Origin of the sequence: Phaeobacter sp. S60 (genome assembly GCF_000826845.1) — a bacterium.
In the GTDB taxonomy this organism is placed as follows: domain Bacteria; phylum Pseudomonadota; class Alphaproteobacteria; order Rhodobacterales; family Rhodobacteraceae; genus Phaeobacter; species Phaeobacter piscinae.
On record NZ_JSWJ01000012.1, the window covers coordinates 23,600 to 36,289 of the forward strand.

Below are 12,690 nucleotides of genomic sequence, written 5' to 3' on the forward strand. Positions count from 1 at the left end.
ACAAAGGACCGGATTTGAATGTTTGAGCTGTTGATGATGTGGGATTGGCTGGGCTTTGCCATCCGTTGGCTGCATGTGATCACCGCCATCGCCTGGATCGGATCCTCGTTCTATTTCATCGCGCTCGATTTGGGGCTGCGCAAAGCGCCGGACCTGCCGGTGGGCGCCCATGGCGAGGAATGGCAGGTCCATGGCGGCGGCTTTTACCACATCCGCAAGTATCTGGTGGCCCCTGCCGAGATGCCCGATCACCTGACCTGGTTCAAATGGGAGAGCTATATGACATGGCTCTCGGGGTTTGCCCTGTTGATGGTGGTCTATTGGGTCGGTGGCGAGCTGTATCTGATTGATCAGTCCAAGGCAGATATCGCGCTGTGGCAGGGGATCCTGATTTCGGCGGCGACGCTGTCTGTGGGCTGGCTGGTCTATGACCGGCTGTGCAAATCGGGCCTTGCTGAGCGTCCTACCCTGTTGATGGTGCTGCTGTTCCTGATGCTGGTGGCCATGGGCTGGGGGCTCAATCAGGTGTTCACAGGCCGTGCCATGATGCTGCATCTCGGCGCTTTCACCGCCACCATCATGACCGCAAATGTATTCTTCATCATCATGCCGAACCAGCGCATTGTGGTGAAGGATCTGCAGGAGGGCCGCGCGCCGGATGCCAAATACGGCAAAATCGCCAAGCTGCGCTCAACCCACAACAACTATCTGACGCTGCCGGTTGTTTTCCTGATGCTGTCGAACCACTACCCTCTGGCGTTTGCCAGTGAATACAACTGGCTGATTGCGGCACTGGTGTTCTTGATGGGCGTGACCATCCGGCATTATTTCAACACCCGCCATGCCCGCGCCGGGAACCCCACCTGGACCTGGCTGGCGACAGCGCTGTTGTTTCTGGGTGTGATCATCCTCTCCTCACTCGGGCTTGAGCATGAGGGAGACGATGCGCGGGAAGAAGCGGCGCTGAGCGGCACCGCGCTGGCCATGGCCAACACCGAGGGCTTTGAGCAGGTGCATGAGATCGTGATGGGGCGGTGCAGCATGTGCCACGCGCGAGAGCCATTCTGGGACGGCATCCGCACCGCACCCAAGGGTGTACTGCTGGAAACCGAAGCGGATGTGGCGCGCCGTGCGGGCGAGATCTACCTGCAGGCCGGGGTGACCCACGCGATGCCGCCGGCCAATATCACCTATATGGAACCAGAAGACCGCGCCGCAATCCGGGCCTGGTTCCGCGCAGCGCAGATGTAATCTGCCCCTGCAGCGCCTGATCCGCGCCATTGATCCTGCGCTCACATCCACAGGCCGGAACACATTGCCCGCTTTCAGAGAGTTGAACGGAAAATATCCGGGAACTCTTCATGCTCCATTGACGTTACACTCCGGGTTTGCCCTATGCTAGGTGTGAACCCGGTCCCCATGCTTGCCAACGGCACCAGTTATCCGGCGGTGGCTCAGGGCCGATTTTGTCTGTTCGGAGCCTTTATGTTCTACTGCCGCGCCCTCCTCCGCTCCGTTCGTGATATACCCCGCCGTGGCCATTTGGGCCGGTTTGGTCGCGGCGTGATCTGCGCTGCGAGCCTGAGCCTTGGCAGCGCTGCGGCACTGTCGGCAGCGGAGACGCGGCTGGTGGCCCCCGGATCAGACGGTGATTTGCGTGATCTTTTGCAGGATGCCTCCGCGACGCTGGCCACCAGCGCCCGAGGAGAGACCGGCGTTCAACCCTTGATGGCCGCAGCGCTGTCGGATTACCGGACGCTGGTGCAGGTGCTTTACGATCAGGGGTATTTTTCGCCGGTGGTGCAGATCCGCGTCGACGGACGCGAGGCGGCAAGGATCCAGCCGCTGAACCTGCCGCGCGAGATTAAATCCATTGAGATCACGGTGAAAGCAGGGCAGAAATTTACCTTCGGCACCGCCGAGATCAGCCCCCTGCCGCAAAAACGCACTGTCGATATTCCCGAAGATTTTGCCACCGGGCGCACCGCAACCACCTCGGTGCTGCGCGATGCGGCGAATGCAGGCGTTGAGACCTGGCGCTATGCCGGGCACCCGCAGGCAGAGATCGGCGGCCAATCAATCACCGCCAACCATGTTGCGGCGCGGCTTGACGCCCGTTTGCGACTGGCGCCGGGACCGCAACTGCGCTTTGGCCGCTTGCAACTGGCCAATCCCTCCGCCGTGCGGGCGGAGGCGATCCAGCGGATCGCTGGCTTCCCGACCGGTGAGGTGTTTCACCCCGATCTTCTGTCCAGATCCGCAACCCGGCTGCGCCGCACGGGCGCGTTTTCCGCTGTCACCATTCGCCCTGCTGAACGCGCCAATCCTGACGGCACCCTCGACTACGTCGCCCGGATCGAAGATCAACCGCCTCGGCGCTTCACCTTCGGCGCGGAGCTGAGTTCCTCCGACGGGCTGGAGGTGAGCGGCTCCTGGATGCACCGCAATCTCTTTGGTGGCGCGGAGCGGCTGAGGTTTGAAGCCCGGCTGTCCGGGATTGGCAGCGCCAATGACCTCGACGGGCGTGTCGCTGTGCGCCTGGATCGGCCTGCCGCCTTTGGCCCCGATGACAGCCAGTTCTACCTGCTTGAGGCAGAGAAGCTGGACGAAGAGCATTATACCGCGACCCGTGGACTGGGCGCCGTGGGGGTCCGGCGGGTCTATTCCGATCAACTCTTTGCCGAGGCGGCCCTGGGGTTTGAGAGCGTCCTGGCCGAAGATGTCTTTGGCAAGCGCCGGTTCAAATATCTGGTCGGGCAGTTACGAGCAGAATATGACGGGCGCGACAGCAGCCTGAGCGCCACCAGCGGCTATTATCTTGATGCCCGCGCCGTCCCCTTCATCGGGATTGATGGCAGCAAGTCCGGCCTGCAGCTGAAATTCGACGCCCGCGCCTACAAAGGTTTTGGCAGTGACGACCGTATCGTGCTGGCAGGACGGCTGCAGATGGGATCGGTGATCGGCCCGTCGCTCTCCGAGGTGTCGCCCACCCTGCTGTTTTATTCAGGCGGTGCGGGCTCCGTGCGCGGGCAGGAGTTCCAATCACTGGGTGTGCCTGCGGGGGGCGGCACCTCAGGCGGGCGCGGGTATCTGGCCCTGTCTGGCGAAATACGGGGCCGTATCGGTGAGAAATTCACTCTTGTGGGGTTCTATGACGTCGGCTTGGTGGACGCGGATAGTTTTGTCTCCTCGGACTCGGCCCGCCATGCCGGGGCCGGTGTTGGCTTGCGCTACGACGTGGCCGGGATTGGCGCCATTCGTCTGGACCTTGCCTATCCGGTGGACGGTGGCAGCGACGATGGTTTGCAATTCTATATCGGCATAGGACAGGCATTTTGAAACATCTCCTCGCAGCCCTTCGCCCTGCCGTCCTGCTGTCGCCACTGCTGTTTGCGACCACGCTGACCCTCGCCCCGACGCCGCCCCTGGCGCAGGAGCGTGAAGACTCCGGCGGCTTGCTGGTCGATTTTCTGGAAGACACGCTCTCTGGTGAGAGCCGCGCCATCCGCGTTACCGGACTGGAGGGGGCGCTGTCCTCACAGGCCACGCTCGAAAAGCTGACGGTGGCTGATAGTGAAGGCATCTGGCTGACCATCGAAGGCGCTGAGCTGGATTGGAACCGGCTGGGCCTGCTGCGCGGCGATTTCTCCGTCAATACGCTGAAGGCGGATCGCATCCATGTTGCGCGCGCCCCGGCGGCACCGCTGGAAGACCCCGATCTGCCAACCCCCGAAGCGGCGCCATTCCAGCTGCCCGAGCTGCCGGTGTCGATCAATATCGGCGAAATCAAGGTGGGGCGTCTCACCCTTGGGCAGGATCTGATCGGGGTGGCAGCTGTGCTGAGCCTTGATGGATCCATGAGCCTGGCCGATGGCACGCTCGACAGCGCCTTGCAGATTGCCCGCCTTGACCGTGACAGCGACCGGCTCGACCTCAAGGCGGGGTTTGCCAATGAGACCGGCACCATCACCGTTGATATGATCCTGGAGGAGAACGATGGCGGGCTGGTTTCCACCGCATTGGCCCTGCCCGGCGGCCCCGACATCCGTCTTGCCTTGCAAGGCAGCGGCCCGGTTGAGGATTTCAGCGCCGATCTGACGCTGGACACCGATGGGACACGCCGCATCGGCGGCACCGTGGTGCTTGCGGCGGCGGGCGATGCCCCTGCGGACCCGACCCAAGGCAGCCGCCCGATCGGATTTCGCGCCGACCTGAGCGGCGATATCACAGAACTGGTTGATCCGGTTTATCAACCCTTTTTCGGCCCCGATATGCGGGCCCGGCTGCGCGGTCAGACCCGTGCCATGGGCGGTGTCATGATCGATGATCTGGCCCTCACGACGCAGGCACTGGACCTCTCAGGCTTTGTGGAGGTTGCCGCCGGTGGGGCGTTGGAAAGCGCCGATTTGCGCGCCGATGTGACCCCACCGCCCGGTCAGGAAGCCGTCGTATTGCCGGTGGCGGGCGGCTCCACCACCGTCACGGACCTGTCCCTGCGCGCGGAAAAACCGGCGGGGCGCGATTGGACCGTGGCCGCACAAATGGAACGGCTCAACAATCCGGGCCTGCGGATCACCCGTGCTGAATTGGAAATGACCGGCACCCTCGACCAAAGTCAGGGCCTGTCACTGGATGGGCAGATCGCAGCTGCCCTGACCGGACTGGTGCCCACAGATCCCGCGCTGGCTGAGGCTCTTGGCAGCGCGCTGACCTTTGACGGGCGGGTGACCACGGATGGCCCGGGGGCGCTGCGCATCACCGATATGCTGCTTTTGGGCACAGACTATGGTGCCACCGGCGCGGTGACCCTCGACGGGCTGGAAAGCGGGCTGCGGATTGCGGCCGATATCGAAGCCAACGCTCAGAACCTCGCCCGGTTCTCAGACCTCGCTGGGCAATCGCTGAACGGGCGGATGACAGCCAAAGCTGTTGGCTCTGCGACCCCGCTGTCAGGCGCGTTTGACATTGATCTGTCGGTGCTGGGGCAGGATTTCTCCGCCGGGCTGAAACCGGTTGACGACCTGATCGGCGGCACCACCACAATCGCACTGAAGGCCGCGCGCGATGAGGCCGGGCTGCGCATTGATCGGTTTGATCTGGACGCAAAGGCGCTGACCGCACAAGCCAACGGGCAATTGGGCAGCACCTCTGGCCAGCTCTCCCTGGGGGCAACGTTGAAACAGCTGGAGAAACTCCTGCCACAGGCGCCTGGCCCCTTAGCGTTCAGCGCCGAGATCACCCGTGACAACAAGACGTTTTCTGGCGTTGCAGAGCTGCGAGGGCCCAAATCCTCCCGGGCAGAACTGACTGGTCAGATGACGACCAACGGCGATGGCGATCTTCAGTTCGATGCAGCAATCAATGCGCTGGAACGCTTTGTGCCCACCCTTGCAGGCACCCTGAGCGCCAAGGGCACCGCCAGCCGTCGCGCCGGGGTCTGGACATTTGATGGCGCCGCTGAAGGACCGGCAGGATTATCTGCGGATCTTGATGGCACGGTCTCCGAGAACAAGGGCGACGCCGATATCACCTTTGACGCGCTGGTGGCCGAAGTGCAGCGGTTTGTGCCCGGACTGCCGGGACGGTTGACCGCCGAGGGCACCGCGCGCCGCCGAGACGGGGTCTGGCAGATCAATAGCCGCGCCCTTGGCCCTGCAGGTGTCACCAGCACCGTCGCAGGCAGCTGGGACGAGGTGCAAGGTCGCGCCGATATCGATGCCAAGGGGCAGTTGCGCTTGGAAGGGTTGAACCCGTTCATTTCCCCCAATCTGATCCGTGGCCCGGCACAATTTGATCTGTCGCTGAAGGGCGAGCCATCGCTGGCAAATCTGAGCGGTCAGATCCGCACCAGCGGTACCTCATTGGCCATTCCAGCCGCGGCGCAGCGGATCGATGCCATCAACGCAACAGTCTCTATCGCGCGGTCCAGAGCCAATATTCAGCTGACAGCTGCGCCCCGTGATGGTGGCCAGCTGCGTGTTAGCGGACCGGTCGGATTGATCGCGCCCTTTGATGCGCAGTTGCAGATCGCCCTGGCCAATATCGGGCTGAGCGACCAACTCTCCTATGAAACCGAGCTGTCCGGTGCGCTGACGCTTTCCGGTGGTCTGATCGGCACCAACCGCCTGTCCGGGCGGATCGATGTGGGCGAGACCAATATCAACCTGGCCACCGCTGGCGGGTCTGTGACCGCCGCCCCAATCCCGGACATCCGGCATCAGGGCGAACCCGCCGAGGTGCGCCGCACCCGTGCCCGCGCCGGTCTGATCGACAGCGGCAATGGCGGCAGCAGCGGGTCCGGCCGGACTTTGCTGGATGTGCTAATCAGCGCGCCAAATCGCATCAATGCCCGTGGGCGCGGTGTGCGCGCCGAACTGGGTGGCCAGATCCAGCTGCGTGGCAGCACCGCCAATCTGGCGCCCGCTGGCCAGATCAGCCTGATCCGGGGCACCTTCGATATTCTGGGACGGCGGTTGGCGCTGGACGAGGGGCAAATCACTCTGCAGGGCGATTTGCGCCCCTATCTGCTGCTGCGCTCTTCCGCCGCGACCTCCGAGGGCACCGCAACGCTGGAACTTTCCGGCCTGATTGACAGCCCCTCGATCAAGGTGACCTCCGACCCGGAACGCCCCAGCGAGGAGGCGTTGGCGCTGTTGCTGTTCGGGGATAATATTCAGGATCTGTCCCCCTTGGCCTTGGCCCGGCTGGCCGGATCGGTCGCCACCCTCAGCGGGCGAGGTGGCAGCAACCGCGCCGAGGGCAAGCTGCGGGACGAGACCGGGGCCAGCAATGTGGAACTCGGGCTCGACAACCTTGGCGCGGGACTTCTAGATATCGGCGGCTACGTGTCCGAGAACGTCTACACCGATTTCAACGTTAACACCCGTGGCGACAGCGAGCTGAGCATCAACCTGGATGTCAGCAAAAGCCTGACCGTCACAGGCAAGGTTGATGGCGAGGGCGAAACCGGCGTTGGTCTGTTCTTCAAGCGCGATTACTGACGCGCGCCCTCACCCGCTGAGGTGCGTCAGCTGCCGCGACCGGCTCTTTCAATCGCGAAACGTGCTGCACCGCTAACCCCGGCGGCATCATCGGTGATCAACCAGAGCGGCGTGGTTTCACAGCGGCTCTGCACGCCGGTGGCAGGTTGCAGGAAACTGTTGAGGAACACCTCACAGGCAGGGGTGCCAAGAATGCCGCGCGCCACGCTGCCCGCAAAGAAGATCCCCTGCCCCGGCATATAAGTCGGCACCAGCTCGCGGGCGAAATCCCCCAACAGCCGCGCCCAACTGGTGACTGTTTTGGCCGCCGGGCTGTCACCATCGGCGAGATAATCCGCCACGATCTGCGCGCCACCTTCAGCGGCAACACCGTGCAAGGCCTGATGATACCGCACCAGACCCCGTCCCGAGAACAGGTCTTCGTTGGTGGCAAATTCACCTGCCCGAGCGCCGAGCAGATCCGCGAGCCCACGGGCAACGGGGGCCGACAGGCTGGTGTGGCCCATCTCCGCCTCTGCAGTGTGGCCATCCACGGAAAGCGACACGTTGAAGCCGGTGCCGATGCCCGCCACCAGCGCCTGTGTGCCCCGCTGATGCCCCGCCCGCAGCGACGACAGCTGGCCCGGGATCAGTGCAGGCAGCGAATGGCCAAGCGCGGCCAGATCGTTGATCACATCCACCCGCGCACCCGCACCAAGCTGCAACTGCTGCGCAAGATCCGCGGCGGCACCCTGCCAGTTACGGTTGGTCAGCTGATACTCATTGCCGTAAACCGGCCCTGCCACGGCAATACAAGCGCCAGCCAGCGGCGGCAGATCCGGCTGGGCACAATAGGCCGCCAGAACATCATCCAGACTGGAAAAGCTATCATTGGCAAAGCTTTGCAGGGCAGTGACCCCGATTTCAGGCCCGGCAAGGGCCAGCCGGGTATTGCTGCCGCCCACGTCGCCAACCAGCACTGTCATATCCGAGCCCATGTGCTCTGCCTTTCTGAATGTCCGAATTTTGCGAGACACTGCCGTATTCAGAGCCGAAATGCAATTCTGCGACAGTCATAATTTTAGCGCTAACATTGCAAGCGCCTCCCCGCAATGTGCTTGCCACAGATGGTTGTTTTGCACAGTTTGGAGTTGTCAGACAGGAGCTCCGATGACCGGCACGACAGATCCCTCCCGCACAGCGGCCCCGGTCCCGTCCGGCCCCATGACTGGCCGGATGCTGTCGCGCCTTCTGGGTTGGTTCGACAGCAAGATCGGCCTGCCGTTTGACCGGTTGCGCTTTCGCATCTCACTCCGGCATCTGTCGGGGCCCCGGAAAATTGACCTACCGCGTGAGGCTGTGACCGTGGTCGCGCTGGTCCGGGATGGCGCTTATTACCTTGATGTGTTCCTGGCCCACTACCGCGCGCTTGGGGTGTCGCATTTTGTCTTCTGCGACACCGGATCAACCGATGGCACGCTGGCGCAACTGGCGCAGGAGTCAGATGTGACCGTGTTGCAATGCCGCCTCCCCTGGGGGCGGTTCGAGAATATCTTTCGCGGCTATGCAGCGCGCAGATTCTCTGCGGATCGCTGGTGCCTTTTTGCCGATATGGACGAAATCCTTGACTTCGAGGGACAGGCCCAGCTCGGCCTGAGCGGGCTTCTGCGCTATCTCAACCGGCATGGGTACAGCGCGATGATGGCCCAGATGCTGGAGATGTTCCCGCAGGCACCGCTGCGGTCGGTGGCGCAGCAATCCTACCCTGAGGTACAGCGAAGTTTTTGCCATTACGATATCAGCGCCGTCCGCGCGCTGCCCTATCACGATCCGGCCAGTGGGCTGGGTTTTTTCCTGTCCCGGAACCAGATCCCCGATGCGCCCCCGCCCAAGATGCAGTTTGGCGGCATACGCGGTGCTGTCTTCGGGGAGCGCTGCTGCCTGAGCAAACACCCGCTGGTGTTTATCGGCACGGACGTCGACCCGGCGGTGCATCCGCATGTGTCGGCCGGCGTCCGCGTGGCCGACACGATGGCGGTGCTGAAACACTATAAATTTGCCAATGATCCGATGGCCCGGGATCAGGCCTCGCTCGCGGCGGACGCCATCCCCCATGGCGAGGATGCGCTGCGGGTTGCGGGCTTTGCCAAGAGGCCTGATCTGACATTGTGGTCGCAAACTGCGCAGAAATACGATGGCCCCGAAACCGGACCTGCAGCGCTGCGCAAGGCCGGGTTTTTGCAGGTTTCGGCGCGCTATCTGGCGGAGATTGCAGACTGATGCCCGATGTGTCCTCTCCCGCGCCCCCGGCTCCCACGTCCCCCATCGTTGACGCGGTGGTGATTGGCCGCAACGAGGGCGCACGGCTGGTTGCGTGCCTGAACAGCCTGCAAGGACAGGTCCGCCGGGTGATCTATGTCGACAGCGGATCAACTGATGGATCGGTTGCCGCCGCCGAGGCGATGGGGATCAAGGTGATCAGCCTCGATATGAGCCAACGGTTTACAGCTGCCCGCGCCCGCAACGCAGGTCTGGCCCATCTGGATGGCGACTGTGAGTACGTGCAGCTGGTGGACGGCGACTGCGAGGTGGTGCCCGGGTGGATCGCCTCCGCAACCGCACGGCTGGAGGCTGACCCGCAGCTGGCGGTCGTATGTGGGCGACGGCGGGAACGCCAGCCCGAGGCCTCAATCTACAATCAACTGTGCGACGACGAATGGAACACGCCCATCGGCCCGGCCAAGGCCTGTGGCGGGGATGCGCTGATGCGGCTTCGCGCCCTGCAGGAGGTCGGCGGCTATCGCAACGATCTGATTGCGGGTGAGGAACCGGAGCTGTGTCTGCGTCTGGCGCGGGCCGGCTGGGGCATCTGGCGGCTGGATGCGGAGATGACGTTGCATGACGCGCAGATGCACCGATTTTCGCAATGGTGGCAACGCAGCCGTCGTGCTGGTTTTGCCTTTGCCGAAGGTGCCGCGCTGCATGGCGCGGGTCCCGAACGCCATTGGGTTGCTGAAACACGGCGTGCGTTGCTTTGGGGGGCCGGGATCCCGCTACTGATCCTGATACTCCTGCCGTTTTCAGGCTGGGCGCTGCTGCTTCTGCTGATCTATCCCGCGCAGGGTCTGCGCCTCTCGCGCAGGATGGGCCGCACCCGTGCCCTCTATTCCGTGCTTGGCAAATTTGCCGAAGCACAGGGCGCGCTGGAATATCATTGGCTGCGGCTGCGCGGACGCAATCGCGGGCTGCTGGAATATAAGTAACCTCTGAACGCCGACCTGATCAGGGGTGGCGCAGCCGCAACGCATGCAGCAGCTGGCCCGGAAGGATCGCCATGCAGCGCAAATACCGCGGCCCCAGACGGCGCGGGCTGCTCAGGGCGCGCCACAACCACTCCAGTGCCAGTGCGCGCACCCAGGCAGGCGCGCGGTTTTGGTGCCCACCGAGGAAATCCAATCCCGCCCCAATCGAGGCAAAGCCGACCTCCGGGGCCAGGGCGCGGCCACGGGCAGCCATGATTTCCTGCTTCGGCGCGCCAAGGGCCAGAAAACACAAACCAATCTGTTTGCGCGCCAACTCGGACAGAATTTTCTCCGCCTCCGCGCTGCTGGGATCAAACACACCCGAGGGCGCGTGACACCACGCCACCTCAAGCCCGGGCACCTCAGCCCGCAAGGCGCGCGAAGCATCCTGAAGTGCCACGTCGGTGCTGCCCACCAAGGCGATTGGCACCCCGGCGCGGGCCGCCCAGCGACACAGCGGCACCACCATGTCAGAGCCGGGCATCAATGCCACAGGCCGCTGTGCCAGCTGCGACAACCAGACAATGGGGCGGCCATCCGCAACCACGAAATCCTGCGCGGCATAGGCTTTCAGAAACGCAGGCGAGCTGCGCATTTTCACCAGATGATCGAGGTTGACCGTCGCCAATGCAAAGCCGCGGCGGGTTTGGAAATGCCCCATCACCGCCTGTTCGAGCCGCGCCGGATCGGCAATATTCACATCGATCCGCGTGTCCTTTATGTCAAAATACACCTGCTTCCCCCCAATGCATAAGAGCCAGCCTCCTCCTCGATCACATGGCCCCGCCTTTGTTTCAAGAGTTTACCTCAGAATACGAATGCGGGCGACAGCACAGACATCTGGGGCTAAAGTCATGATCAAGGGGGCAAATAGGAGCGTAGGGTCCGCACGCAATGCCAAATGCACTGGCCTATCTGATGCTGATCGCCTGGCCGGTGATCGCTCATAAGATGTTTCAGCGCCTGTCGTTGCAGCAGGCGATTTTGTGGTGCGTGATTGGCGGCTATCTGTTCCTGCCGCCCCTTGCCGTGTTCGACCTGCCATTGGTGCCAGATATGGACAAGGATTCCATTCCGGCTGTCGTTGCCTTTGTGATCTGCGCCTATATCTTGCGCAAACGGGTTGAGATCTGGCCACGCCATCCGGTGATGCGTGCGCTTGTGGCGATTTTTCTGGGATCGGTGATTGCCACCGTGCTGACCAATGGCGACCCGATTGTGTTCCGGGTGATTGAAAACGCCGAGCCCATCGTCTTTCCGACCTACGCCCTGCCCGGCCTGCGCTGGCGCGATCTCGGCTCGGTGATGATCAACCAGATGATTGTGCTGCTGCCGTTCTTTCTGGCGCGGCGCTATCTGTCGCATCCGGACCAGCAACGCCAATTGGTGATCGTGCTGATGGTGGCAGGGCTGGTCTACTCCGTCCCCTCGTTGTTTGAGATCCGCTTCAGCCCGCAGCTAAACACCTGGATCTATGGCTTTTTTCAGCATGACTTCAGCCAGACGATGCGCCAAGGCGGATTCCGCCCCATCGTGTTCCTGCCGCACAGTCTGTGGCTGGCGTTGTTCATGCTGATGTCGGTTCTGGCCGCCACAGCACTGGCCCGCAGCGCAAAGGATCCGGACAAGCGCCGATACACCCTTGCAGCGGTCTATCTCTTTGGGGTGCTGGTGCTTTGCAAGAGCATTGCATCGCTGGTCTATGGTCTTGTCTTCACCCCCTTTGTCGCCATGGCGTCTTACCGGATGCAAATGCGGCTTGCCCTGGCACTGGGCGTGGTGGCGATTGTCTACCCGATGCTGCGCAATCTCGGGCTGGTGCCAGTGGAGGCGATTCTGGCTCAGGCGCAGGCCTTCAGCCCCGAACGCGCGCAATCCTTGGGTTTTCGGTTCACCAATGAAGCGCTGATGCTGGATCGCGCTGCTGACAAACCCTGGTTCGGCTGGGGTGGCTGGGGGCGCAATCTGGTGCGAAATCTGGAGACAGGCGAGATCGAGTCGATCCCTGATGGGCGCTGGATTCTGGTTTTTGGCACCTTCGGCTGGGTCGGCTATATCGCTGAGATGGGATTATTGGCAGGGCCGTTGGTTCTGCTGTGGCAACAGATGCGTCGCCATGCCGCGTCTACGCTGTCGCCTTTTGCAGCCCCTCTGGCCCTGATGCTGGCCGCAACATTGGTGGACATGTTGCTGAACGCAACACTGACACCGGTGACATGGCTATGTGCCGGGTCTGTTCTGGGCTATGCTGAGCGGCTGCGATATCCAGGTCTCTTTACGCCCAAACGGCAGCTGTTCGATGGCTATCAGGCGCTGGCAACAGCGCCACCAGCGCGCAAACGGCGCAGTGTTCTGTAGTGCCGCATTCTCTTCGCAATTTTGGCCGGATTGGACACAATCCGTCCCTA

8 protein-coding genes are annotated in these 12,690 nt (G+C 62.8%); 6 read left to right on the plus strand and 2 right to left on the minus strand.

Annotated elements, in window-relative coordinates; all coding sequences use genetic code 11:
* Positions 1-18 precede the first annotated feature (18 nt).
* The 3 genes from OO25_RS12135 to OO25_RS12145 all read left to right on the plus strand — a co-directional run bounded on the left by OO25_RS12135 (position 19) and on the right by OO25_RS12145 (position 7,001).
* Positions 19-1,251, plus strand: a complete 1,233-nt coding sequence (locus OO25_RS12135; protein WP_040180387.1) for a urate hydroxylase PuuD — start codon at positions 19-21, stop codon at positions 1,249-1,251.
* 144 nt (positions 1,252-1,395) lie between these two features.
* Entirely contained in the window at positions 1,396-3,339 is a 1,944-nt protein-coding gene (locus OO25_RS12140) for an autotransporter assembly complex family protein (RefSeq protein ID WP_040180388.1), read from the plus strand.
* Complete coding sequence (locus tag OO25_RS12145; RefSeq protein ID WP_040180390.1) at positions 3,336-7,001, plus strand: translocation/assembly module TamB domain-containing protein; 3,666 nt, start codon at positions 3,336-3,338, stop codon at positions 6,999-7,001. The genes OO25_RS12140 and OO25_RS12145 overlap by 4 nt, the downstream gene beginning before the upstream one ends.
* Before the next feature lie 26 nt (positions 7,002-7,027).
* On the opposite strand, the gene OO25_RS12150 is transcribed toward OO25_RS12145, so the two are convergent.
* Entirely contained in the window at positions 7,028-7,966 is a 939-nt protein-coding gene (locus tag OO25_RS12150; protein ID WP_242407042.1) for a glucokinase, read from the minus strand.
* Positions 7,967-8,150: 184 nt separating this feature from the next.
* On the opposite strand from OO25_RS12150, the gene OO25_RS12155 reads away from it, so the two are divergent.
* A complete protein-coding gene (locus OO25_RS12155) occupies positions 8,151-9,260 on the plus strand; it encodes a glycosyltransferase family 2 protein (RefSeq protein WP_040180393.1) in 1,110 nt (369 codons plus the stop codon).
* Complete coding sequence (locus OO25_RS12160) at positions 9,260-10,243, plus strand: glycosyltransferase family 2 protein (RefSeq protein ID WP_040180395.1); 984 nt, start codon at positions 9,260-9,262, stop codon at positions 10,241-10,243. Before OO25_RS12155 ends, OO25_RS12160 begins: the two co-directional genes overlap by 1 nt.
* Positions 10,244-10,262: 19 nt before the next feature.
* Here OO25_RS12160 and OO25_RS12165 read toward each other — a convergent pair whose 3' ends face one another.
* The gene (locus OO25_RS12165; RefSeq protein ID WP_040180397.1) at positions 10,263-11,015 is read right to left on the minus strand and encodes a WecB/TagA/CpsF family glycosyltransferase; all 753 of its coding nucleotides are present in this window, start codon (positions 11,013-11,015) and stop codon (positions 10,263-10,265) included.
* 161 nt (positions 11,016-11,176) lie between these two features.
* Here OO25_RS12165 and OO25_RS12170 point away from each other — a divergent pair, with 161 nt between their 5' ends.
* Positions 11,177-12,640, plus strand: coding sequence for a membrane protein (locus tag OO25_RS12170; RefSeq protein WP_040180399.1), 1,464 nt, complete (start codon positions 11,177-11,179; stop codon positions 12,638-12,640).
* Positions 12,641-12,690: the final 50 nt, after the last annotated feature.